The following is a 23,112-nucleotide window of genomic DNA, read 5'->3' as shown; positions in this document are numbered from 1 at the left end:
CGATGGCCTGGGTCGTCATGGCGGTGCCAGCCGGCCAGCGAAGGCGGGTGCGGCGCTGCCGTCCGTAACGTTCGGTTTCAGCCGCTCTGGCGGGATTTGCGTGCCGGTGCTTTGCTTGCGGTCTTGTTCGCGGCCGTTTTCTTGGAGACGGCTTTTTTCGCAGCCGCTTTTTTGGCGGCCGGTTTGGGCGCCGCCTTGGGTCCGGCCGGCGGCGCACCGGCCTGCGCCTGCGCTTGCCGCCAGTAGGGCCCTTGCTGCTCGATGCGCCGGTAGGCCGGGCAATCTTCGCGATGGGCTCCGGGCAGATAGCCCAGGCTCATCAGGAATTCGTTGGTGATCTCGCCGCCGGTGAAGCGGAAGGTCTGCTTGAACAGCTTGATCCACGCGGCCTTGTCGCGCGGGCGGCCGTCCAGCAGCAGGTGGGCGTCGAGCCACTGGGCGAAGCCGCCGTGGGTCGCGCGCAGACCCTGAACGACCTGGGCGTTGTGGATTGCGGCGTCGACCTTGAGCCGGTTGCGGATGATGCCGGCGTCGTCGAGCAGGCGCAGGCGCTCGTTCTCGCCGTAGCCGGCGACAGTGTCGACGTCGAAGCCGTCGTAGGCGCGGCGGAAGCCCTCGCGCTTGCGCAGGATCGTTTCCCAGCTCAGGCCGGCCTGGTTGATCTCCAGGATCAGGCGTTCGAACAGCTCGGCTTCGTCGCGCCGCGCATAGCCGTATTCGTGATCGTGGTAATGGCCGTGGACCGGATGGCCCGGTGCGATGTCGCAGTAGCCCGACATGGGAACCTCGTGGGACGCGGATCTGGATTGTGGTGCCGGGGCCCGGGGGAATCCAGGGCCACGAGGACTGCGGGCCGTATGGTCGGATGCGCGTGGGGATGCAGGCCGGGACAGGTCCTGGATTCGGGACGCAGGCCCTCGGGGACGGTCGCGGACCGCGCGTTTCCGGGTCCGATTTCGCGCCGGGCCGGTTAGAATGGGGCCATGTCCGTCATGCCCACACCCCTCGCCAATCAGGTCCTGATCGCGCTGTCCGCGTTGGCCGATACCAATTTTTCGCGCAGCGTGGCGCTGATCTGCCAGCACGACGACGACGGTGCGATGGGCATCGTAGTGAACCGCCCCTCCGAATACACGCTCGGCGAAGTGTTCGGGCAGATGGGCGTGGACGGCGGCGACGAGTCGCTGCGTTCGCAGGTCGTACTGGCCGGCGGCCCGGTCCATCCCGAGCGCGGCTTCGTGTTGCACGACGGCGGCACCCGCTGGGACTCGACCCTGGTGATCGGCAACGACCTGTTCCTGACCACCTCGCGCGACATCCTCGAGGCGATGGCCAAGGGCGAAGGCCCGGACAACGCCATCGTCGCGCTGGGCTGCGCCGGCTGGGGTTCGGGCCAGCTCGAACACGAGATCACCGAAAACGACTGGCTGACCGCGCCGGCCGACGCCGAATTGCTGTTCGAGCTGCCGCTGGACGCGCGCTGGCAGGCGGCGGCGGGGCGCATCGGCGTCGATTTCGCCCACCTGGCCGACTACGCCGGTCACGCATGAGTTCGGTGGCGAGCAAGCCCGCCAGCATCCGTCGCGACGGCACCGTGCTTGGGTTCGACGTCGGTTCGCGCCGCATCGGCGTCGCCGTCGGCAGCGCCTTCGGCTACGGCGCACGTGCCTTGGCGGTCATCGACGTGCACGGCGCCGGCCCCGATTGGGGCACGATCGACCGTCTGCATAAGGAATGGCGCCCCGACGGTTTCATCGTCGGCGACCCGATGACCCTGGATGGCGGCGACCAGCCGGCGCGCACGCGCGCGCTCGATTTCGCCCGGCAACTGCGTGTGCGCTACAAACTTCCAGTGGTGCTGGTCGACGAGCGCTCCAGCTCGATCGAGGCCGCGCACCGTTTCGCCGCCGATCGCGCCGAAGGCCGCAAGCGCCGCCGCGATGCCGAGGCGCTGGATGCGGTGGCCGCGGCGGTGATCGTCGAACGCTGGCTGGCTTCACCCGACGACGCAACCGATATCGACGAGCTTCCGCACATATGAACACCCCTGTTTCCAGCGTCGCCGGCTCGCGCCACCTGCTGAGCCTGGCCGATGCTTCGCGCGAGACGCTCGAAGCCCTGTTGATCCGCGCCCAGGCCTTCGCCGAAGGCCATTACGATCGGCGCGCGCTCGACGGCATCGCGGTCTGCACCCTGTTCTTCGAACCCTCCACGCGCACCCGCCTGAGCTTCCAGCTCGCCGCCCAGCAGTTGGGCGCGCACGTGTTGAATTTCGACGCCTCGACCTCGTCGACCAGCAAGGGCGAGACCGCGCTCGACACGCTCAAGAACATCGAAGCGATGGGTGTGCGCGGTTTCATCGTCCGCCATCGCGAAGACGGCGCGGTCGCCGCGCTTGCCGGGCAGGCGCGCGAAGGCACCTGCCTGGTCAACGCCGGCGACGGCCGCAGCGCGCACCCGACCCAGGGCCTGCTCGACATGCTCAGCCTGCGCCAGGCCAAGGGCCGCGACTTCTCGGGCCTGCGCGTGGCGATGATCGGCGACGTCAAGCATTCGCGCGTCGCGCGTTCGGATTTGCAGGCCCTGCGCACGCTCGGTACCGGCGAGATCCGCGTCTGCGGCCCGGCGTCGCTGCTGCCCGACGACGGCACCCTCGACGGCTGCACCGTGACCCAGGATGTCGATGCCGCACTCGACGGCGTCGATGCGGTGATGATGCTGCGCCTGCAACGCGAGCGCATGGAAGAAGGCCTGGTCAGTTCCTTGCAGGACTACCACCGCGATTACGGTCTGAGCGCGGCGCGCCTGAAGCGTGCGGCGGCCGACGCGGTGGTGATGCACCCGGGGCCGATGAACCGCGGCGTCGAGATCACCGACGAAGTCGCCGACGGCCCGCAGTCGCTGATCCTGACCCAGGTCGCCAATGGCGTCGCCGTGCGCATGGCGGTGCTCGAGGCCCTGCTCAAGGGCTGATGTTTTTCGCCGCGCCCCTCCGGTGCGGCCGCTTACCGGATATCGACATGATCGTGAAAGACAGCAACGGCACCCCGCTCGCCGACGGCGACTCGGTGCTGCTCATCAAGGACCTGAAAGTGAAGGGCACCTCGGTGACCCTCAAGCGCGGCACCTTGTGCAAGAACATCCGCCTGACCGACGAGGAAGGCGAGATCGAGTGCAACGTCGACAAGGTCAAGGGGCTGGTGCTCAAGACCGAGTTCTTGAAGAAGGCTTGAGCGGGGTTCTGGGTAGGGGCCACGGCAGGGCAACAGCAACAGCAAAACCCCCCTAGCCCCCTTTTTCAAAGGGGGGATGTTCGGTCGATTGTGTGGTATTCCGAAGACAAGAATCTTCGAGCTGGCTGCGTCGTAATCGCCGATTGGACCCCCTGGTGTAACGAGACGTTTCCGGAATCGTCCCGCGAAGAATCCAGTCGCTTCGAAGCCCTGCCGAAAGGATTCCCCCCTTTGAAAAAGGGGGGTAGGGGGGATTTGCTTTCCCCGTACTCACCCGCGCACCCATCCCTCAACGCTGCTGCGCGAACAACCACGGCCACAGCGCCGCGGTCGCATAGGCCGGGTCCCAGCTGTTGTGCTTCGCCTCCGGGAATTCCGTGTAGCGCACCTCGGCGCCGGCGCGCTTGAGGGCGTCGACCATCTGTCGCGAGTTTTCCACCGAGACCACGTCGTCTTTCGCGCCGTGGAACACCCAGAACGGAATGCCGCGCAGTTTCTGCGCGGCTTCGTCGTGGCTGGACACGCCACCGAGCGCTTTGCGGCGTGCGACGAACTGCGCTTCCGGCGGGTCGAAGCCGCCGCAGATCGGCACCACCGCGGCGAAGCGCTCGGGTTGCATCAAGGCGAGCTCGAAACTCGCATAACCGCCGAGCGACAAGCCGGTCAGCAAGACTCGCTGCGGGTCGCCGCCGAACTCGGCCTGCACCGCATCGAGCATCGCGAAAGCGGTGTCGCCGAAGCGTTCGAGGTCGGCCTGGTCGGTGTGCATCTGCGGGAACACGACGATCGCGGGGAATTCGTCGAGCCGCGAACGGACCACCGGCCCGAGCCCGACTTCGACCTGCTTGCGGTTGTCGTCGCCGCGTTCGCCCGAGCCGTGCAGGAACATGATCAGGGCCGGCCGTTCGCCGCCGGCGCGGCGCGAAGGCAGGAACACCTGATAACGGTGGACGATGCCATCGCGCTCGAGTTCGCGCGAAACGAAATGGCCATGCGCTCGGGTGTCGGACATGGGGGCGGCGTCGGGTCGGGTGGAGGAGGGCGCGCAAGCGGCGCCGAGCACGAGCGAGCCGCCTAGCAATAACGCGACTGCGAGACGAAGCGGACGGCGATGCGGCATCGATGTTCTCCGTGGCGGGTTGTCCGCATCATCGGCCGCGTCCGGCACCGATTCAAGCGCAAGGCAACGACGACGTCGCGCTAAGCCACCCCAGACAAATAGCGTCGTTGCTCGTCATCGCCATCGCCATCGCCATCGTCATCGTCATCGTCATCGTCATCGCGATCGGCGAGTCGATGGATCGCGATCAGCGAACAAGGGACTAGCGAATCAGGATCAGCGTCGCCAGGCCCAGGAAGCTCAGGAAGCCCATCACGTCGGTGAGGGTGGTCAGCATCACGCCGCCGGCGAGGGCCGGGTCGAAGCCGAGCCGCTTGAGCGTGATCGGCACCAGCACGCCGCCGGCGGCGGCGGTCAGCAAGTTGATGGTCAGCGCGGCGCCGATCACCAGCGACAGGCCGGGCTGGCGGAACCAGACCAGCACGATCAGGCCCAGGCCGACGCCGAGCACCAGGCCGTTGATCAACGCGACCATCAATTCCTTGCGCAGCAGCACGCCGACGTTGGAGGCGCCGATCTGGCCGAGGGCGAGGCCGCGGATCATCAGCGCGAGCACCTGGGTGCCGGCGTTGCCGCCCATGCCGGCGACGATCGGCATCAGCGCGGCCAGGGCGACCAGCTTGGCGATGCTGTCCTCGAACTGGCCGACCACGCTGGCGGCGAGAAAGGCGGTGCACAGATTGATCGACAGCCAGATCAGGCGGCGCCGGAACGCGCGCCGCACCGGGCTGAACAAGTCTTCGTCCTCGTCCAGGCCGGCCGCGCTCAAGGCCTGGTGTTCGGCCTGTTCGCGGATGATGTCGACGACGTCGTCGATGGTGATGCGGCCGAGCAGGATGTTGTTGTCGTCGACGACCGGGGCGCTGATCCAGTCGTGGTCGGAGAATTGGCGCGCGACTTCGGCGGCGGTTTCGCCGACATCGATCGCCGGCTGTTCGTCGTCGATCAATTTATTGATCGCGGTGCCGGGCTCGTGGGTGAGCAGGGCGGCCAGGGCGATGCGGCCGAGGTATTGATGACGCCGGCTGACCACGTAGAGGTGGTCGGTGTGTTCGGGCAGTTCGCCGCGCAGGCGCAGGTAACGCAGCACCACGTCGATGGTGGTATCGGCGCGCACCGTCACCACGTCGGGGTTCATCAAGCGGCCGGCGGTGTCTTCCGGATACGACAGGACCTGTTCGAGCCGCTCGCGGTTCTCGCGGTCCATCGACTTGAGCACTTCGTCGATGACGGTGTCGGGCAGGTCTTCGACCAGGTCGGCCAAGTCGTCGATGTCGAGGTCTTCGACTGCGGCGACGATCTCGTCGGTGTCCATGTCCGCGAGCAGGCTTTCGCGCACCTCCTCGCCGACGTGGACCAGCACCTCGCCGTCGTCTTCCGGGTCGACCAGGCCCCACACCACCACGCGCTTGCCCGGGGGCAGCGATTCGAGCAGGTTGCCGATTTCGGCCGGGGACAGGGTGTTGACCAGGCGCCGCACCGGCCCCAGACGGCCGCTGTCGAGCGCGTCGGAAAGCAGGCGCAGCTGACGTGCGGTCTTGTCGTGGCGGACGGCTTCGGCCATACGGTACTTCCTGGCGGGTGACGGACGCGGCCACGAAGCCGGCGAGGGTCAGATGTTCATGCGGCGATTATCGCCCCTGCAGCTTACAAAGCCCAGCTTTCAGCCTTGCGTCGGAAGAAGGCGTGATTGCGGCGCTTGGAGATGAACGACGCGGCGGCGCGGCGGCGCTGGATCAGCGGAGTTCTAAAGGCCGCGCATACCGCGGCCGTGCATCAACCGCGTAGCCAGGCCTCGATGCCGGCGCGGTCGCGTGCGCGCAACAGCGCCGGCGCGCGTTTGCGCAGCACGCTCAGGTCGAGGCTCCGGATCGCACGGCGCAATTCCAGCAAGGTCGCCGGGTGCAGGCTGAATTCCTCCAGCCCCAGGGCCAGCAGCAGGGGCGCGAAGTTGGCGTCGCCGGCCATTTCGCCGCACACCGCGACCGGCTTGCCGCGCGCCTGGGCCAGGCGGATCACGTCGCGGATCACCCGCAGCACCGCCGGATGCAGCGGCGTGTACAGCTCGCTCAGCGCTTCGTTGTTGCGATCGACCGCGAGCAGGTACTGGACCAGGTCGTTGGTGCCGATCGACAGGAAGTCGATGGCGTTGATGTAGCCGGGCAGGGCGATCGCCGCGGCCGGCACTTCGATCATCGCGCCGAGCGGCACGTGGTCGGCGATCTCCTGGCCTTCCCGACGCAGGTCGGCGGCGACGCGGTTCAACAGCTCGCGCACACGGCGCATCTCTTCGGCCGAGCTGACCATCGGCACCAGGATCCGCACAGGGCCGTAGCCGGAGGCGCGCAGGATCGCGCGCAATTGAGTCTCGAGCAGGCCGTCGCGGGCCAGCGACAGGCGCACGCCGCGCACGCCGAGCGCCGGGTTGGGCTCGTCGCGCAGGGCCAGGCCGGTCTTGTCGGCCTTGTCGGCGCCGAGATCGAGGGTGCGGATGGTGACCATGCGGCCGGTCATGCCGAGGACGACGTCGCGATAGACGCGGAACTGTTCGTCTTCGTCGGGCAGTTCGTTGCGCTGCAGGAACAGGAATTCGGTGCGGTACAGGCCGACGCCGGCGGCGCCGAGCGAATGCGCCTCGGCCACGTCCTCGCGCGACTCGGCGTTGGCGTAGAGCTTGATGTCGACGCCGTCGAGGGTGCGGGTCGGCTCGCGGCGCAGGCGATGCAGTTGCTTGCGTTCGCGGGCCAGTTCGCGGGTGCGCGTGCGGTGGCTGCGCAGGTCCTCGGCATTGGGTTCGAGGATCACCGTGCCGGTGGCGCCGTCGACGACCAGGGCGTCGCCGTCGTTGATCTTCAGCAGCGCCTGGGCGGTGCCGACCACCAGGGGCAGATGCAGGCTGCGGGCGAGGATGGCGCTGTGCGACAGGGTGCTGCCGGCGGCGGTGACGATCGCCATCACCCCCTGCGCCTGCAACTGCGCCAATTCGGCCGGGGCGACGTTGTCGGTGACCAAAATCTCGCCGGCCACCCCCGAGGTATCGTGATCGCGCCGATGCAGCGCCGCATGGATGCGCCCGATGACCTGGTCGATGTCGTCGACGCGGCTGCGGAAGTAAGCGTCGTCCATCGCCTCGAACACCGAGGCGATGCGGTCGCGCTGCAGGCGCAGGGCGTAGTCGGCGGCGTAGTGGCCGCTGCGGATCAGTTCGTCGAGGCCGTGCAGCAGTTCCGGATCGTCGAGCAGCAGGGTGTGCAGGTCGAGGAACTCGCCGACCTCGTGCGCGAGCGCGCCGTGCAGGCGGTCGCGCAGGGTGTGCATTTCGTTGCGGACGGTGTCGATGGCGACGTGCAGGCGGGCCAGCTCGGCTTCGACCTGGTCGTGGCCGATGCGTTCCTCGGCGACTTCCAGCGCATGCGGCAGGCGGACGCGGGCGCGGCCGAGCGCGCTGCCGCGCGATGCCCCATGACCCTGGAATTCCTGCCTCATGTGTGCCTCCGGCTCAGCTGTCTTCGTCGAAACGACGGTCGAACAGGGCGATCACCGCGTCGGCGGCGTTGGTTTCGTCCTCGCCCTCGACGCGCAATTTGACGTGGGTGCCTTGTCCGGCGGCGAGCAGCATCACGCCCATGATGCTCTTGGCGTTGACCTCGCGGCCCTTGGCGGTAAGCGTGGCGTTGCTGCGGAAGGCCGACAACACCTGCACCAGTTTGGCGGTGGCGCGGGCGTGCAGGCCGAGTCGGTTGGAAACAGTCAGGTCGCGTTCGATCATGTCGGGGTCCTCAGGCAATGGTCTTACGCGTCGTTGCGAGTCGCGTCATGCGGTCAGGCGTCATCCAGGATTACACCGTTGCGGGCGCCGGCGGCGGCGACCGCGGGCAACTGGTCCAGTTCCAGCTCCGAGTAATTCATCACCCGCAGCAGCATCGGCAGGTTCAAGGCCGACACGCGCCGCACCGGCGTGCCCAGCCGCGACACGCGCGCGGCGAGGTTGCTCGGCGAGGCGCCGTACAGATCGGTCAACACCAGCACGCCGTCGCCGTCGTCGACGCGGCGCAGCGCAGCGCTCGCGAGCGGCAGCAAAGCGTCGGGGTCGGCGTCGAACGGGACCTCCAGGGCTTCGGTGCGCAGCGGCAAGGGGTTGAGCAGGCGGTTGGCGACCGCGACGAGTGCGCTGCCGATACCGGAATGGGTGATGAGAAGGACGCCGACTGACATGCCTCCAACTTAACAGAGGGGAGTGACAAGCCGGAAGCGCCGAATGCGGCGGCCCGAGGGCACGGCAGCGAGCGCCCCGGACCGAGGGCCGGGACGCGGCAGGCAACTGTTTGATTCTTCGGTCTCGTGCGGGTGGGACGAGGCCGGGACGGCAGGTGCGAGCCGGCCGCATCGAAGGCGCCGGACCGAACCGCACGGGCCATGCGATAGACGAATGCGATGGGCGAGCCTGCCGGTCGACGGAGTTCACAGCGACAGCGGGCCGTGCCGTGACGGCCCGCTGCCTTGCGGCCGGTGCGGCGTCACTGCTTCGACGGCGCCTGGTCCTCGGCCGGCGGCGGTGGTCCGGTCGGGTCGGTGGGAGTGGGCTGGGGGTTCTGCGTCGGTGGCGTGTCGCTGGGGGTGTCGGTGGGCGGCGGCAGATTGGCCGCAGGGATCTCGGCCGGCGGCGTAGGCGCTGGGCCCGGATCGGTCGTGGCCGGGGCCGGCCCGCTCGATTCCATCGGCGCCGGTTCGTCGGGCTTGTTGCAGCCGCTCAACACGGCGGCCGCGAACAAGGCGCCCAAGGCCATGGCCAGGGCGCGTGGGTGAGCGTGTGGGTGAGGCGGGAAGATATTCATCGTAATCCTTGGCTGTCGGGGAGGAAGGACGCGACGGGCAGCGGACGTGCGGCGTTATTTGTCGCCGCCGCGCTTGCCATGGCCGGCCTGGTACTCGGCCAGCGACAGGGCGCCGTCGCCGTCGTGATCGTGCGTGGCGAAATGGGCGGCGAGGCGCGCATCGAGCGCGGCTTCGTCGCGGCTGATCTTGTTGTCGCCGTTGCTGTCGAGGTCGGCGAAGCTCGCCGGCACGGTGGTGTCGGCCGGCGGCGGTGTCGGCGCCTGGCCGCGTTGATCGTTGACCGGCGGCTCGGTGCGTTGCATCGCATCGTCCGGCGGTGCGGATTGCGCCTGGGCCATCGCGGCCGGCAGCAAGGCCAACGCGCTGATCGCAAGCAGCATCGGCGCGAGGCGGCGGATCATGGCTTTCATGTCGTTGCTCCGTTGGGATGGAGACGCACCGGAACGCTCAGAACGCTCAGATTTTCCGGCACTCCACGAAACTAAGGCGAGGCTTGCAAGCGTCGCGACACGGCAATGGGAAAATTTTGTAAGGATGCCAAGCCGGTCGGGGCGAGGCTCAGAGCGCATTCAGATCGACGCGATGGGCGCAGCATGCGGGCGGGTTTTCGCGTGTGGTCCGAAACGACGGTTGGCCCCCCTTTGGCAAGGCGCACGCATCGGTTCGCCCCCTTTGCAGAAGGGAGCGGCGCCCTGCGTGGTGCGAAGTCGAACCGAAGACGGCTGGCGCGGGGGATTTGCTTTGCGTGCGCGACTTGACGGGCTCAGGAACAAATCTCCCTACCCCCCCTTTTCAAACGGGGAACTGAAAGGGAAGCGTGTCCGGGGTTTGAATGAGCGGCGCAGCAGAACTCAGTCGAGCTCGCGATGGTGCACGGCGACTTCGTTCCAGCCGCGGGTGCGGGCGTGTTCGGCCATGCGTTCGGCCAGGTACACCGAGCGATGGCGCCCGCCGGTGCAGCCGAAGGCGATGGTCGCGTAGCTGCGCGTGCTGTCGGCTTGCAGACGCGGCAGCCAAGTGTCGAGGAACTGGCTGATCTGCTCGACGTAGAGGTTCACGTCGGCCTGCGCTTCCAGGTAATCGCGCACGCCGCCGTCGCGGCCCGACAAGGGCCGCAGCGCCGGGTTCCAGTGCGGATTGGGCAGGCCGCGCGCATCGAATACGAAGTCGGCATCGGCCGGCACGCCGCGGCGATAGGCGAAAGACTCGAACAGCAGCGACATGCCGGCGTCGCCGCCCATCGCGAATTCGGTGATGACGTGGCGGCGCAACTGATGGACGTTGAGCTCGCTGGTGTCGACGATCGCATCGGCGATCTGGCGCAGCGGCTTGAGCACTTGGCGTTCGAGCGAGATCGCATCGGCCAGGGCCAGGCCGAACTGGCTCAGCGGATGGCGGCGGCGGGTGTCGGCATAGCGCTTGAGCAGCACGCCGTCGCTGGATTCGAAGAACACCAGTCTGGGGTCGGCGCCGAGCGCGCCCACCGCCGACAGCCACTCCGGGATGTTGGCCAGGTCGCTGTGGCGGTTGCGCACGTCGATGCCGACCGCGAGCTTGGTCGGCATGCCTTCCTCGGCCTTGATCACGTTCTGCACGAATTGCGGCAGCAGTTCCGCCGGCAGGTTGTCGACGCAGTAGAAGCCCAGGTCTTCGAAGGTGTTCAGCGCCACCGACTTGCCCGAGCCGGACATGCCGCTGACGATGACCAGGGTGAAGGCGTTCGACTCGGCCGAGCCGGTTTCGAAAAGGGGATTGCTCACGATTCGCCGCGCTCCAGGAAGTTGCTGTGCCGGGCGATGAAGGCCGCGGCCGGGTCCAGGCCTTTCATGCGCAGGCTGTGCAGCCGCGTCGCCGCTTCGGTGAGCACGGCGAGGTTGCGGCCGGGCATGACCGGCAGGGTGATCATCGGCACGTCGAGATCGAGCACGCGGCGGATGCCGGTGTCGCCGGTGAGGCGCTCGATCCCGGCCGGGATCGGTTCGCTCATCGGCTTGGTCAGGTGCACGATCAGGCGCAGGTATTTGTTGTTCTTGACCGCGGTGTCGCCGAACATCTGGCGGATGTTGAGCACGCCCAGGCCGCGCACTTCGAGCAGGTCCTGGAGCATGTCGGGGCAGGTGCCATCGAGCACGTCGGGCGCGATCTGGGTGAATTCCGGGGCGTCGTCGGCGACCAGGCGGTGGCCGCGGGTCACCAGTTCGAGCGCGAGTTCGCTCTTGCCCGATCCGGATTCGCCGGTGATCAGCACACCGATCGAATAGATCTCCATGAACACCCCGTGCAGGGTGATCTGAGGGGCGAGCGCGCGCGCCAGGTGATATTGCAGGTGGTTGAGCAACTCATGGCCGCGGCGCGGCGACACCCACAGCGGGGTGTCGGTTTCCTCGGCGGCGATGCGCAGGTCTTCGGGGCAGGGCTGGTCCTTGCTGATGACCAGGGCCAGGGGCCGGAACTGGATGATCTTCTCGATCGTTTCCCAGCGCAGCCGCGAGTCCAGGCCGTCGAGCCAGGTCAGTTCCTCGGTGCCGAGGATCTGCACCTTGTTCGGGTAGATCGCATTGAGGTAGCCGGCCAGCGACGGACGCCGTGCGACCGTATTGACCGCTTCGACCAGACGGCCGTCGCCGCGTTGGCCGGCTACCCAGCGCAGGGCGAGTCGCTCGCGCTGCTGTTCGAACAGTTCGCCTGCACGGATGCTCTTGCTCATGGGCGGAAGTTTACGAGCAAAGCGATGGCAGTGTCCGCATCGGTGCGGAACCGGTCGCATTCGCGGCGCGGTGTGAAGAAGGCGGGCGAGGCAGGCCGATGAGCCGCTCAGCGGTTGGGGAAAGGAGCGTGGCTCGGATCGACACGGCTCGGAGCGGTGCCGCTGGAATCAACACATCCCGGAACTGCACATCTCGGAACGGCAGGGCTCAGGCCGCGCTGCGGCGACAGTGGTCGAGCAGGCGATAACTCAGCTCGGCGACGTTCGGCGCCGAGCGTAATCGGTCGAGGAAGCCGCCGTCGGCGAAGCGCTCGGCCAGCTCGGCCAGCAATTGCAGATGCTGCTGGACGTGATGCTCGGGAATGGCCATGGCCAGGACCAGGTCGACCGGGCGCCCGTCGATGGCGCCGAAATCGATCGGCTCGGCCAACCTGAGAAAGGCGCCGCGGCTGTTTTCGAACAGGGGCGTACGCGCGTGCGGAATGGCGACGCCGTGGCCGATGGCGGTGCTGGCGAGCCGTTCGCGTTCGCCCAGGCTTGCGCGCAGGGCGAACGCAGTGGAGGAGTTGCTGTCGCAGAGCATGCGCGCGGCGACGTCGAGCACGGTATTGCGATCGCCGGGTTCGACCAGGATCGCGACCCGTTCCGCACTCAGTAATTCATAAAGCGGCATGACAGCGTGTCTGGATCGATGACCGGGTCCCGGGGGCCGGGTTCAGCCGACGAATTCGCCGTTGCGTGCGAGGCTTTCGCCACGGTGGTGATCGACTTGCTTGCTCTTGTGCTTCATGAGCAGGCGGTCGAGCTTGTCGGCGAGCAGATCGATCGCGGCGTACATGTCGATGGCGGCGGCGTCGCAGTGCAGGGTACGGCCGGCGATGAGAACGGTGGCCTCGGCGCGGTGGTCGGGCTTGTCGAGACTGAGCTGGGTACGCACGTCGAAGGGTTGGTCGAAATGGCGTTGCAGACGGGCCAGCTTGGTTTCCACATAGTCACGCAGGGCTGCAGTGACTTCCAGTTGCTGGCCGTGGGTTTCGATACGCATCGGAGACCTCCTTCACGTCGCGGGAGAATGCAGACTGGGCTCCGGGCCGTCGCTCGTCGGCGGGCTTCGGAGCCTGATTGACGCCCTGGCCGGGGCCAGGGATTCCAGCATCTCACGCTCAGTTCCAGGTGCAAGTGGCAAGACCGCAACAATGGTCGTAGGCCATTGTTAAGTCACTGATTCGATGGGGAATAGAGGCCGAAATCCAGCGGCTTTGCGGGATTTGGCGGCCTCAGGCCATGCGCACGCGTTCCTGCGACGAGGGAATGCTCATCGCCTCGCGGTACTTGGCCACGGTGCGGCGCGCGACCGGCACGCCGGTGGCCTTGAGGGTTTCGGCCAGGCGCGCGTCGGACAAGGGTTTGCGCGGGTTCTCGGCCTCGATCAGGCGCCGGATCATGGCCTGGATCGCGGTGCTGGAGGCTTCGCCGCCGGAACCCGTGTCGATGCCGGAGGCGAAGAAAGCGCGCAGCGGCATGGTCCCGCGGGGGGTGCGCGCGTACTTGCGGGCGATCGCGCGCGAGACCGTGGATTCGTGCAGGCCGACTTCGTTGGCGACCTCGCGCAGGGTCAGCGGACGCAGTGCGCTGTCGCCGAATTCGAGGAACCCGGCCTGTTGCTTGAGCAGGCAGCGCGCGACCTTGAGCAAGGTGTCGCCGCGCGCTTCCAGGCTCTTGAGCAGCCAGCGCGCTTCCTGCAGATGGCCGCGCAGATAGCTGGCATCGGAGGCGTTGGCGTGGCGGATCATGCTTTCGTAGCCGCGGTGGATCGAGATGCGCGGACGCATCGCTTCCGACAGGGCCACGCGCCACAGGCCGTTCTGGCGCCAGATCACCACGTCGGGGGTGACATAGGTGTCGGTGGAGATCGCGCCCATCTGCGCGCCGGGGCGCGGGTCGAGCGAGCGCAGCAACTGCACCGCGGTCTCGACCTCGGCGATGTCGCGCTTGAGTTCGCTGGCCAGGCCGGCCGCGCCGACCCGCGGCAGGCGCTCCAGCGGTTCGCCGGCGATCACCAGGGCCAGCGCCTTGCCCGGGGTGTCGTCGGACAAGGTGTTGAGCTGCAGGCTCAGGCATTCGCTGAGCGAACGCGCGCCGGAGCCGACCGGGTCGAAGCGCTGCACCTGGTGCAGCACGGTGGCGACCTCTTCCTCGCTCACCCCCATCGCCAGCGATTCGACGATCGCCGCCAGGCTTTCGCGCAGGTAGCCGTCGTCGTCGATCGCCTCGATCAGGGCCACGCCGATGCTGCGGTCGCGCTGCGACAGCGGGCTGAGGTGCAGCTGCCACAGCAGATGGTCGTGCAGGGTCTCGGCCTCGGCGACCTGTTCGGCCGCGGGCGAGTCCTCATCGCTGTGGTCGGAGGGGCCGACCCGTTCGTACCAGGTCTCGCCGTCGTCCATGGTCCATTCGGGCTCGACGGTCGGCGCTTCGGCGCCTTCCTCGGTGCTCGGCGGCGGGCGCGGCTCGTCTTCGTTGACCGCGGACGGATCGGTCCAGTCGAGCAGCGGGTTGCTCTCGATCGCAGTGGCCAGTTCGGCTTCCAGTTCGACAGCCGACAGCTGCAGCAGGCGAATCGCCTGCCGCAATTGCGGTGTCATCACCAATTGTTGTCCGAGCGAGGCTTGGAGGCGAGGCTTCATCATCGATGACTAACGCGACCTGAGATGGCTGTCGGCCCGGGTCGCGCGTCGTGGGCGCCGTCCGCGCCCGGCAACCGCTAGGTTACAGACGGAACTGCTCGCCCAGATAGACACGGCGGACATCGGGATTGGCCAGCAGCGCGTCCGGAGCCCCCTGCGCGAGCACGCCACCGTCGTTCAGGATATACGCCCGGTCGCAAATGCCCAAGGTTTCACGGACGTTATGGTCCGTGATCAACACTCCGATGCCGCGATTCTTGAGATGGCGCACGATTCGCTGGATCTCGCCGACCGAAATGGGGTCGACGCCGGCGAAGGGTTCGTCCAGCAGCATCAGGCGCGGCCGGGCGGCCAGGGCGCGGGCGATCTCGACGCGGCGGCGCTCGCCGCCGGACAGGCTGGCGCCGAGCTGCTCGGCGACGTGGGTCACCTGCAGTTCGTCCATCAGGCTGGCCAGCTCGCGCTCGATGCCGGCGCGGTCGAGGTCGTCGCGCAGTTCCAGCACCAGGCGCAGGTTGTCGGCGACGCTGAGCTTGCGGAACACCGAGGGTTCCTGCGGCAGGTAGCCGACGCCGTACTTGGCGCGGGCGTACATCGGCTCGGAGGTGATGTCCTTGCCGTCGAGGACGATCTGGCCGGCATCGGCCGGGACCAGGCCGACGATCATGTAGAAGCAGGTGGTCTTGCCGGCGCCGTTGGGGCCGAGCAGGCCGACCACTTCGCCCGCATCGAGGGTCAGGCCGAAGTCGCGCACGACTTCGCGCGAGCGGTAGGCCTTGCGCAGGCCTTGTGCGACCAGCATCAGCCGCCTCCCTTGGCCGGGGCGGCGGTTTTGCTCTTGGGCAGCATGCGAATGTTGACGCGGCCGCCGGTGCCGCCGCTCTCGACCTGGCCGGTCTTGGAGTTGTAGACGATGCGTTCGCTCTTGATGGTGTCGCCGTTCTTGTCGACGTAGGCGTTGCCGGTCAAGACGATGGTGTCCTTCGGCATGTCGTACTCGATCTTGTTGGCGCGGCCGTTGAACGGTGCGCCGTCGTCGAGCTCCTGCTTCAGCGTCGCCTGCGAGCCGGTCAGGGTGACGAAGCTGATGTCGCCGCCGGCGCGCTTGATGTCGGCCTTGGCGGCATTGATGATCAAGGTGCCTTGAGTGATCTTGACGTTGCCGGTCAGCACGCAGGGGCCCGAATCGGTGCTGACCGAGCAATTGCTGCTGTCGGCGCCGGCATCCATGGGCTGGTTGCGGTCCGAAGAGCGCGCGAGCGCGGCCGCCGGCGCCAGCAGAAGGGCGACCAGGCACAGCGCCGGCCAGTTAGCGGGCTTTCGCTTCATAGCGGACCTTGACGTTGGGGATGGTGACGTTCTTGGTTTCGAGATCGGCCTGCAATCCCGAGCCGTTCATTATAGTGCCGGGCTGAATCAACCTGACCGGAACGGCTGAGGTGGCCTTGTTCGCATCGGGGAACACGTTCAGTTCCTCGGTGCTGATGTTGATCGGCTTACCGTCGGCATTGGTGCTGTCGGCCTTGACTTGGCCGCGCAGGCGCACTTCGTCGCCCTCGGCGTTGACCCAGCCGCGCTGCGAGCGCACTTCCCACGGCCCACCGTTGCCGCCGGCCTTCGGCGGGATCAGGAACAGCGGAGTGGTGACGTCCAGGGTCTTTTCGTTCGGGTCGCGGGTCAGCTTCGGCGCGCGCAAGGTGAACGATTCCTTGCCCTCCTTGTTGAGCACGACCGCCTCGAACTGGTTGAGCACGTAGTCCGGGCGCGCCTCGGCATGGCCGTCGCCGTGGTTCTTGTCGCGTTGCGACCACAACGCCCAGCCGCTCAACGCCGCGGCGGCCATCAGGATCAGGGTCAGCATGCCGCGCCAGCTCATCCGAGCGCACCGGTCAGCACGCGCTCGGCGTGGCCCTGCGCGCCGAGCAGCAGGTCGCATAGTTCGCGCGCCGCGCCTTCGCCGCCGCGCGCCACGGTGCGCCAGTGCACGCGCTCGCGCACCCAGGGGTGAGCATTGCCCGGGGCGACCGACAGGCCGACGTGGGGCAGGATCTTGAGGTCGGCGAGGTCGTCGCCCATGAAGGCGACCTGGTCCAGCGACAGCCCCAGGCCGGCGGCGATCTGCTGCACGCAGGCGAGCTTGTCGGCGACATCGCCATGGGCGGTCGCGCCGAGCTCGGCCGCGCGCTGGGCGGCGATGACGCCGCCGCGGGCGGTGACGAAATGCACGGCGATGCCGAACTTGCCCAACAGCGACAGGCCCTGGCCGTCCTGGACATGAAAACTCTTGAGCTCGCGCCCTTCGCTGTCGTAGGTCAGGCGACCGTCGGTCAGCGTGCCGTCCACGTCGAAGCAGGCCAGCCGGATGCGGGCGGCGCGTTCGCGGATTTCAGCGGGGTAATCGTTGAGGTGGCTGTAGGGCATGGGGTTTGGCGTAGGGACTCGGGTTTCGGGACTCGGGACTCGGGACTCGAATTTCGGATGTCGTGATCTGGAACTTGGCAGTAGAGGTCGGACGCTGTTGCGAGTCCCGAAACCCGAGTCCCGGCTCTTAAACCACTCTCGCACGCAACAAGTCGTGAATATTGAGCGCGCCGACCACGCGGCGTTCAGTGTCCACGACCAGCAGGCCGCTGATCTTGTGGGTTTCCATGAGCTGCGCGGCCTCGACCGCGAGCGCGTCGGCGCCGATGGTCTTGGGCGAGCGCGTCATGACCTCGGCGATGCGGGTCGAACGCAGGTCCACGCCGGCGTCGTCGAGGGTGCGGCGCAAGTCGCCGTCGGTGTACAGACCGAGCAGACGGCTGTCGTCGTCGACGATGGCGGTCATGCCCAGGCGCTTGTGGCTCATCTCGACCAGGGCCTCGCTGACGCTGGCGTCGGCGTGGACCCGCGGCACTTCCTCGCCGGCATGCATGATGTCGGTGATATGCAGCAGCAGGCGCCGGCCGAGCGCGCCGGCCGGGTGCGAGCGGGCGAAGTCGTCGGCGGTGAAGCCGCGTGCCTCGAGCAGGGCGACGGCGAGCGCATCGCCCATCGCCAGCGAGGCGGTGGTGCTGGAGGTCGGCGCCAGGTCGAGCGGGCAGGCCTCGGCCGGCACGCTGACGTCGAGGTGCACGTCGGCTTCGCGGGCCAGGGTCGACTGCGGCCGGCCGGTCATCGCGATCAGGCGGTTGCCCTGACGCTTGAGCACCGGCAGCAGCATCAGCACTTCGTCGCTTTCGCCGGAGTAGGACAGCGCCAGGACCACGTCGGCGTCGGTGATCATGCCCAGGTCGCCGTGGCCGGCTTCGCCCGGGTGGACGTAGAAGGCCGGGGTGCCGGTCGAGGCCAGGGTCGCGGCGATCTTGCGTGCGATATGCCCGGACTTGCCCATGCCGGTGCAGACGACCCGGCCGCGCGCGGCCAGGACCAGGTTGCAGGCGGCGGTGAAATCGCCGTCGATGCGGGCCGCAACCGCCGCCAGCGCCTGGGCCTCGATCTCGAACACGCGCCGGCCGCTCTGGGCCAGGCCGGCCTGCGCCGCGGGCGATTGCAGGAGGGCGGGATCGAGGGCGGGGCGTGCGGTGCTGGTCATAGAGTGGCCGTTTCGAAGGTCGCCATTTCGGACCGGAGGGCTTTCCGCTAGGCTAATCCGTCAATTCTAAGCGGTTCGTCCGCTCAGCGCCGTCCCCCGGCGGCAGATCTCTCCCTGACAGAATCCGCCCCGGGCGGGGGCCACCCCGCATTCAGCCGGCTTCCGGCCTACGCAGCGCACCTGCGTCGTCCGCGTTGCCGCATCATCCTTCGGCCTGCGCAACGGGCCGCACCAGCAGAGGCTCGAGTAGTGAACGCCGAAACCATCCGCACCCTGATCGAACAAGGCCTGCCCGGCGCGCAAGCGCAAGTGCGCGGCGACGACGGCGTCCACTTCGAGGCCACCGTGATCGCCGAGGCGTTTCGCGGCAAGCTGCCCTTGGCGCGCCACCGCCTGGTCTATTCGACCCTCGGCGAGCGCATGGGCGGCGAGATCCACGCCCTGGCGCTGAAGACCATGACGCCCGAGGAAGCCGGGAACCGTTGAAGCCGCTGTGCGGCGGCCGCCGCCAGACCCTTGCCGGACCTGCGATCTCCCCTAGGCGGCACTTCACCGAGACCTCACCCGTCCCCGGCCGTCTGCTCTTACCATTACCGACTCTTCATTTCCCATACCCGGCTCCCTAAATGCAAAAAATCGTGGTCGAAGGCGGGCAGCCGCTCAATGGCGAAGTCCAGATTTCCGGCGCCAAGAACGCCGTGTTGCCGATCCTGTGCGCGACCTTGCTGGCCGACGCGCCGGTGACGATCCGCAACGTGCCGCAACTGCACGACGTGCTGACCACCGCCAAGTTGCTCGGCGAGCTCGGGGCCGGCGTGAGCAGCGAAGGCGCGACGATCACGGTCGACCCGACCACCGTCAACAGCCATGTCGCCCCGTACGAGCTGGTCAAGACCATGCGCGCCTCGGTGCTGGTGCTCGGCCCGCTGCTGGCCAAGTACGGCGAAGCCGAGGTCTCGCTGCCGGGCGGTTGCGCGATCGGTTCGCGTCCGGTCGACCAGCACATCAAGGGCCTGCAGGCGCTCGGCGCCGAGATCACCGTCGAGAACGGCTACATCAAGGCGCAGCGCAAGGGGCGCTTGAAGGGCGCGCGCTTCGTCTTCGATGTGGTCACCGTCACCGGCACAGAAAACGTGCTGATGGCCGCGGTGCTCGCCGAGGGCACCAGCGTGCTCGAAAACGCCGCGATGGAGCCCGAAATCGTCGACCTGGCCGACTGTCTCAACGCCTTGGGCGCGCGGGTCGAGAACGCCGGCAGCGGCCGCATCGTCGTTCATGGCGTCGAAAAATTGCACGGCGGCAGCCACGACGTGTTGCCCGACCGCATCGAGACCGGCACCTTCCTGGTCGCCGCGGCGATGACCGGCGGCCGCGTCACCGTCACCCACAGCCGCGCCGACACGCTCGACTCGGTGCTCGACAAGTTGCGCGATGCCGGCGCCCAGATCGAAGTCGACGGCGACCGCATCACCCTCGACATGGGCGGCCGCCGCGCCCGCGCCATCGACATGGTGACTGCGCCGTATCCGGCGTTCCCGACCGACATGCAAGCGCAGTTCATGGCGCTCAACTGCGTGGCCGAAGGCGTGGGCGTGATCAACGAGACGATCTTCGAAAACCGTTTCATGCACGTCAACGAACTGCTGCGCCTGGGCGCCGACATCCGCGTCGACGGCCACACCGCGGTGATCCGCGGCGTGCCCAAGCTCAGCGGCGCACCGGTGATGGCGACCGACTTGCGCGCATCGGCCTCGCTGATCCTGGCCGGCCTGGTGGCGCAGGGCGAAACCACGATCGACCGCATCTACCACCTCGACCGCGGCTACGAGAACATCGAAGCCAAGCTGTCCAAGCTGGGCGCGAAGATCCGCCGGGTGTAAGCGGGCGTTTCTCGACGCACTCGCGATAGTTCGCCCCTTGGTAGTTCGCCCCCTTATGTAAAAGGGGCTGCGCCTTGCGCGGCGCGGGGGATTTGGTTGCAGATCGCTGTGATCTAGAAGCAAGAGCAAATCCCCCCAAGCCCCCCTTTTCCAAAGGGGGGATCAACAGCGGGACTCGGCGGTTATGTGTGGCGACGAACAGGCCGTGGTGGCGCATCCGACGATGCGGCCTGATGGTTCGCCCCCTTTGAAAAGAGGGGCAACAGCGGGGCTCGGCGGTTCTTCGCTACGACGAAGCGCCATGCAGCGCCTGCACCAACGAAACTCTCTCGATGCAGCCACGATGGTTCGCCCCCTTTGAAAAGAGGGGCAACAGCGGGGCTTGGCGGTTCTTCGCTACGACGAAGCGCCATGCAGCGCCTGCACCAACGAAACTCTCTCGATGCAGCCACGATAGTTCGCCCCCTTTGCAGAAGGGGGCTGCGCCTTGCGCCGCACGAAGTCGATTCGTCAGTGACTGGCGCGGGGGATTTGCTCTTCGTTCGACGAAACGACGCCGTCGCAAAGCAGAGCGAATCCCGCTGGCCCCTCTACACAGGCGGAATCCCTCTGCGGAAGGAATGCCGAGGGTCTCGATGCAATCCCGACTCAATCGGCCGCCGCAACGAAAAGCCCCGCCGAAGCGGGGCTTTGTCGTATCGGAGCAACCCGACGCCAGCGGGGCGCAGCGCCTCAGCGCACCGACTGCACGCGCAGGTCGATCGCGTCGGCGCCCTTGTCGCGTTGCAGGATGCGCGCGGGCACCGGCATGCCGGGGACGACCCAGGCGATGGTTTCCTTGTCGCCGTTCTTGCTGACCAGCTTGGTCGCCTGTTGCGACTTGCCGCCGACGGTGATCGCTTCCTTGCCTTCGACGGTGTAGGTCAGTTGCTTGACCCGGCCGTCCTCGACCATGCGGTAGCTCATCGGCTTGCCGGCGGGGGCGTCGCGCACCAGCGCTAGGTTGATCAACAACGCGTCCAGATCGCCGGTCTCCAGCTTGATCGGACCGGCGCGGTCGGGCTTGACGTCGCCGGTCCAGGTGGCCACGCCACGCGCCCAGTCGTAGGTCGCGTTCTTGTTCTTGTTCTTGGTCAGCACCTTGCTGCTGTCGCTGCCGCTGATCGGGCGCAACTGGCCGGCTTTTTCCTCGAACACGGTCGACTGCTGCAGATTCGCCAGCGGGCTGGTCACCGCCAGGCTATATTTCCAGCGGTTCGCACCGGCGGCGGCGACGGTCATGCGGCCGTTGCCCTGCATGCCCATGTAGCTGGCCGAATAGTCGGCGCTGAACGGCTTGACCGCGAGCGCCGGGGCGCTGGCGAGGGTCAGCGCGGCAGCGAGCAAAGCAAAACGAATCCTGGGGATTCGACTATTCGTTTGGGTCGTCATTATTCGTTGACTCCTTTGTATTCGACCAGACGCAGATCGTACGTGTCCTGGCCATTTTCGCGCTGCAGGATGCGCACCGGGGTGGGGACGCCGTCGACCACCCAGATCGAGGTTTCCTCGTTGCCGCTCTGCACGCGGTTGACGCGCATCGCGTTGAAACTCATGTCGTCGACCTTGACGCCTTCCAGCTCCTGGGCCACCAGGTATTGATGGGGGCGGGCGCGGCCGGAATCCACGAAGCGGTAATTCAGGGTCTTGCCGGGTTGGGCGTCGCGGACCACGGCGAGATTGATCAGCAGGCCGCTCATGTCGCCGTCGAGCAGCGGAATCGGCTTGCGCCGGTGTTCCTTGACGTCGCCGCTCCACTGCGCGTTGCGCTGGTTCCAGTCGTAAACGCCGGTGATCGTGCGTTTGGAAAACAGGACCTTGCGGACCATGGTCTGGCTGAGCGGGCGGTAGCCGTCGCCGACCGTGTCGAACAACGTGCTCTGCTGCGCGGCGGCGCCGGCCAGGCCCATCATGCCGCGTTCGGCATGGATGTTCAGGTCGATGCGCCAGTGGCCGCCCTCGGGCTTGACCTGCATGGTCGCGTCGCCGAGCGCCTTGCCGCTGTTGAAGACCTGGTAATCGGCCACGAACGGTTCCAGCGCGAAGGCGCTGCCGGGGAGGGCTGCGCCGATCAGCACAGCCATGAACAGGGGCAGATGGGACTTCATGGGCAAACGCGAGGATCCTGGAGGGCTCGATTGGCAGCGCGTGGACGGCGTGTGCGAAACGCGTTGGACCCCTGCGCGGGGCGCGGCGTTCAGGCCGCGAGGCCGGAGGCCGGGTGGGTCAGATCGCCGGCGAAATCTAAACGCAGCGGCGTAAATAGCGGATGACCGTCGAGGGTGACGGTTGCGCCGTGTTCAGCCAGGCGGCCACTGGCGGCCAGTCTCATTACCGCGAGCAACAGCGGGTGTTCGACCCCCAGCACGCGCTGCGCCAGGGTTTCCGGCGTATCGCCGGCTTCGATCGCGACGACCGCCTGGGCGATGACCGCGCCGGCGTCGAGTTCGGGAATGACGAAGTGCACGCTGGCGCCGTGCTCGCGATCGCCCTCGGCGAGGGCGCGGGCGTGGGTGTGCAGGCCGCGGTACTTGGGCAACAGCGAGGGGTGGATGTTGATGGTGCGGCCGCGGAAGCGTTCGACGAAGGCGGCGCCGAGGATGCGCAGATAGCCGGCGCACAGAATCCAGTCGGGCCGGCTGGCGGCGACGGCGTCGGCGAGGTCGGTGTCGAAGGCCTCGCGGCTCGGGTAGGCCTTGGCCGCGGCCGACCAGCGCAAGGCCTCGGGCACGCGCTCCAGGGCGGCCGCGCCGGGCTTGTCGGAGAACACCCCGACTACTTCGACGGCCAGCCGGCCGGCGGCGATGGCGTCGAGCACGGCCTGCAGATTGCTGCCGCGGCCCGATGCGAGGACGGCGATCCGGGGGAGCGGCTGGGACATTGCGGGCCATCAGGTCGAGACAGACCGGCATTTTAAGCGATTCGCCGGGTGTGCGATCTGGCGGTTGGCGGGCTGGGGAGGGGGTGGACAGGGGCGGAGTGTGTCTTGGGTTCTGAGGGTCTTCGTTGCCGATGTGTTTCATGGCATGGCCCGGT

General features: G+C 67.6%; 26 protein-coding genes and 2 pseudogenes. 7 read left to right on the top strand and 21 right to left on the bottom strand.

Annotated elements, in window-relative coordinates:
• Nucleotides 1-218: 218 nt before the first annotated feature.
• A pseudogene (locus ACTOWK_RS12240) lies at nt 219-779 on the bottom strand (DNA-3-methyladenine glycosylase I); the annotation flags it as partial.
• A gap of 204 nt (nt 780-983) precedes the next feature.
• Here ACTOWK_RS12240 and ACTOWK_RS12235 point away from each other — a divergent pair.
• The 4 genes and pseudogenes from ACTOWK_RS12235 to ACTOWK_RS12220 all read left to right on the top strand — a co-directional run.
• On the top strand, nt 984-1,550 hold the full coding sequence (locus ACTOWK_RS12235; RefSeq protein WP_435394347.1) for a YqgE/AlgH family protein: 567 nt from the start codon (nt 984-986) through the stop codon (nt 1,548-1,550).
• Complete coding sequence (gene ruvX, locus ACTOWK_RS12230) at nt 1,547-2,041, top strand: Holliday junction resolvase RuvX (protein ID WP_441330429.1); 495 nt, start codon at nt 1,547-1,549, stop codon at nt 2,039-2,041. The genes ACTOWK_RS12235 and ruvX overlap by 4 nt, the downstream gene beginning before the upstream one ends.
• Nucleotides 2,038-2,973, top strand: coding sequence for an aspartate carbamoyltransferase catalytic subunit (locus tag ACTOWK_RS12225; RefSeq protein ID WP_441330428.1), 936 nt, complete (start codon nt 2,038-2,040; stop codon nt 2,971-2,973). Before ruvX ends, ACTOWK_RS12225 begins: the two co-directional genes overlap by 4 nt.
• Before the next feature lie 50 nt (nt 2,974-3,023).
• Nucleotides 3,024-3,233 (top strand): annotated as a pseudogene (locus ACTOWK_RS12220) (alkylphosphonate utilization protein); the annotation flags it as partial.
• A gap of 289 nt (nt 3,234-3,522) precedes the next feature.
• Here ACTOWK_RS12220 and ACTOWK_RS12215 read toward each other — a convergent pair.
• Complete coding sequence (locus tag ACTOWK_RS12215) at nt 3,523-4,245, bottom strand: prolyl oligopeptidase family serine peptidase (protein WP_441330427.1); 723 nt, start codon at nt 4,243-4,245, stop codon at nt 3,523-3,525.
• A 110-nt stretch (nt 4,246-4,355) separates the two neighbouring features.
• Between ACTOWK_RS12215 and ACTOWK_RS12210 the strand changes: the two genes are divergently transcribed.
• Complete coding sequence (locus tag ACTOWK_RS12210; protein ID WP_441330426.1) at nt 4,356-4,559, top strand: hypothetical protein; 204 nt, start codon at nt 4,356-4,358, stop codon at nt 4,557-4,559.
• Here the strand turns inward: ACTOWK_RS12210 and mgtE are convergent.
• From mgtE to ACTOWK_RS12130, 16 genes are all read right to left on the bottom strand, one after another.
• Entirely contained in the window at nt 4,556-5,917 is a 1,362-nt protein-coding gene (mgtE, locus tag ACTOWK_RS12205; RefSeq protein ID WP_057970746.1) for a magnesium transporter, read from the bottom strand. The genes ACTOWK_RS12210 and mgtE overlap by 4 nt on opposite strands.
• A 212-nt stretch (nt 5,918-6,129) precedes the next feature.
• A complete protein-coding gene (gene ptsP, locus ACTOWK_RS12200) occupies nt 6,130-7,839 on the bottom strand; it encodes a phosphoenolpyruvate--protein phosphotransferase (protein WP_441330425.1) in 1,710 nt (569 codons plus the stop codon).
• A gap of 13 nt (nt 7,840-7,852) precedes the next feature.
• Nucleotides 7,853-8,122 carry an HPr family phosphocarrier protein gene (locus ACTOWK_RS12195; RefSeq protein ID WP_031370946.1) on the bottom strand — a complete coding sequence of 90 codons (270 nt, stop codon included), beginning with the start codon at nt 8,120-8,122 and terminating at the stop codon, nt 7,853-7,855.
• A 53-nt stretch (nt 8,123-8,175) separates the two neighbouring features.
• Nucleotides 8,176-8,568 (bottom strand): PTS sugar transporter subunit IIA, encoded by a 393-nt coding sequence (locus ACTOWK_RS12190; RefSeq protein ID WP_441330424.1) that lies wholly within the window; start codon nt 8,566-8,568, stop codon nt 8,176-8,178.
• 302 nt (nt 8,569-8,870) lie between these two features.
• Complete coding sequence (locus ACTOWK_RS12185; protein ID WP_441330423.1) at nt 8,871-9,188, bottom strand: hypothetical protein; 318 nt, start codon at nt 9,186-9,188, stop codon at nt 8,871-8,873.
• A 54-nt stretch (nt 9,189-9,242) separates the two neighbouring features.
• The gene (locus ACTOWK_RS12180; protein ID WP_441330422.1) at nt 9,243-9,599 is read right to left on the bottom strand and encodes a hypothetical protein; all 357 of its coding nucleotides are present in this window, start codon (nt 9,597-9,599) and stop codon (nt 9,243-9,245) included.
• Nucleotides 9,600-10,040: 441 nt separating this feature from the next.
• Entirely contained in the window at nt 10,041-10,949 is a 909-nt protein-coding gene (rapZ, locus tag ACTOWK_RS12175) for an RNase adapter RapZ (protein ID WP_441330421.1), read from the bottom strand.
• On the bottom strand, nt 10,946-11,896 hold the full coding sequence (gene hprK, locus ACTOWK_RS12170; RefSeq protein ID WP_441330420.1) for an HPr(Ser) kinase/phosphatase: 951 nt from the start codon (nt 11,894-11,896) through the stop codon (nt 10,946-10,948). Before hprK ends, rapZ begins: the two co-directional genes overlap by 4 nt.
• Nucleotides 11,897-12,104: 208 nt before the next feature.
• Complete coding sequence (locus ACTOWK_RS12165) at nt 12,105-12,569, bottom strand: PTS sugar transporter subunit IIA (RefSeq protein WP_441330419.1); 465 nt, start codon at nt 12,567-12,569, stop codon at nt 12,105-12,107.
• Nucleotides 12,570-12,611: 42 nt separating this feature from the next.
• Nucleotides 12,612-12,941 (bottom strand): ribosome hibernation-promoting factor, HPF/YfiA family, encoded by a 330-nt coding sequence (gene hpf / locus ACTOWK_RS12160; protein WP_031370939.1) that lies wholly within the window; start codon nt 12,939-12,941, stop codon nt 12,612-12,614.
• 232 nt (nt 12,942-13,173) lie between these two features.
• Nucleotides 13,174-14,583 carry an RNA polymerase factor sigma-54 gene (locus tag ACTOWK_RS12155; RefSeq protein WP_441330418.1) on the bottom strand — a complete coding sequence of 470 codons (1,410 nt, stop codon included), beginning with the start codon at nt 14,581-14,583 and terminating at the stop codon, nt 13,174-13,176.
• 82 nt (nt 14,584-14,665) lie between these two features.
• Entirely contained in the window at nt 14,666-15,385 is a 720-nt protein-coding gene (gene lptB, locus ACTOWK_RS12150) for an LPS export ABC transporter ATP-binding protein (protein ID WP_031370937.1), read from the bottom strand.
• Nucleotides 15,385-15,912: a lipopolysaccharide transport periplasmic protein LptA gene (gene lptA / locus ACTOWK_RS12145; protein WP_031370936.1), complete on the bottom strand. Its 528-nt coding sequence runs from the start codon at nt 15,910-15,912 to the stop codon at nt 15,385-15,387. The genes lptB and lptA overlap by 1 nt, the downstream gene beginning before the upstream one ends.
• Nucleotides 15,893-16,459, bottom strand: a complete 567-nt coding sequence (gene lptC, locus ACTOWK_RS12140) for an LPS export ABC transporter periplasmic protein LptC (RefSeq protein ID WP_441330417.1) — start codon at nt 16,457-16,459, stop codon at nt 15,893-15,895. The genes lptA and lptC overlap by 20 nt, the downstream gene beginning before the upstream one ends.
• Nucleotides 16,456-17,004: a KdsC family phosphatase gene (locus tag ACTOWK_RS12135; protein ID WP_031370934.1), complete on the bottom strand. Its 549-nt coding sequence runs from the start codon at nt 17,002-17,004 to the stop codon at nt 16,456-16,458. The genes lptC and ACTOWK_RS12135 overlap by 4 nt, the downstream gene beginning before the upstream one ends.
• 127 nt (nt 17,005-17,131) lie before the next feature.
• Nucleotides 17,132-18,157 carry a KpsF/GutQ family sugar-phosphate isomerase gene (locus tag ACTOWK_RS12130; RefSeq protein WP_441330416.1) on the bottom strand — a complete coding sequence of 342 codons (1,026 nt, stop codon included), beginning with the start codon at nt 18,155-18,157 and terminating at the stop codon, nt 17,132-17,134.
• A gap of 249 nt (nt 18,158-18,406) precedes the next feature.
• Between ACTOWK_RS12130 and ACTOWK_RS12125 the strand changes: the two genes are divergently transcribed.
• Together ACTOWK_RS12125 and murA are read left to right on the top strand one after the other, a co-directional pair.
• The gene (locus ACTOWK_RS12125) at nt 18,407-18,643 is read left to right on the top strand and encodes a BolA family protein (RefSeq protein WP_441330415.1); all 237 of its coding nucleotides are present in this window, start codon (nt 18,407-18,409) and stop codon (nt 18,641-18,643) included.
• A 140-nt stretch (nt 18,644-18,783) separates the two neighbouring features.
• Nucleotides 18,784-20,037: a UDP-N-acetylglucosamine 1-carboxyvinyltransferase gene (gene murA, locus ACTOWK_RS12120; RefSeq protein WP_441330414.1), complete on the top strand. Its 1,254-nt coding sequence runs from the start codon at nt 18,784-18,786 to the stop codon at nt 20,035-20,037.
• A 732-nt stretch (nt 20,038-20,769) separates the two neighbouring features.
• On the opposite strand, the gene ACTOWK_RS12115 is transcribed toward murA, so the two are convergent.
• The 3 genes from ACTOWK_RS12115 to purN form a co-directional block, all read right to left on the bottom strand.
• On the bottom strand, nt 20,770-21,468 hold the full coding sequence (locus tag ACTOWK_RS12115) for a DUF3108 domain-containing protein (protein WP_441330413.1): 699 nt from the start codon (nt 21,466-21,468) through the stop codon (nt 20,770-20,772).
• Nucleotides 21,468-22,184 carry a DUF3108 domain-containing protein gene (locus ACTOWK_RS12110; protein ID WP_441330412.1) on the bottom strand — a complete coding sequence of 239 codons (717 nt, stop codon included), beginning with the start codon at nt 22,182-22,184 and terminating at the stop codon, nt 21,468-21,470. Before ACTOWK_RS12110 ends, ACTOWK_RS12115 begins: the two co-directional genes overlap by 1 nt.
• A gap of 89 nt (nt 22,185-22,273) precedes the next feature.
• Nucleotides 22,274-22,957, bottom strand: a complete 684-nt coding sequence (gene purN / locus ACTOWK_RS12105; RefSeq protein ID WP_441330411.1) for a phosphoribosylglycinamide formyltransferase — start codon at nt 22,955-22,957, stop codon at nt 22,274-22,276.
• Nucleotides 22,958-23,112 lie beyond the last annotated feature (155 nt).

The organism is Lysobacter sp. CA196, from assembly GCF_052078695.1.
GTDB lineage: Bacteria > Pseudomonadota > Gammaproteobacteria > Xanthomonadales > Xanthomonadaceae > Lysobacter.
The sequence above is the reverse complement of the archived record's forward strand: the minus strand, read 5'-3'. Positions and strand labels throughout refer to the sequence as shown.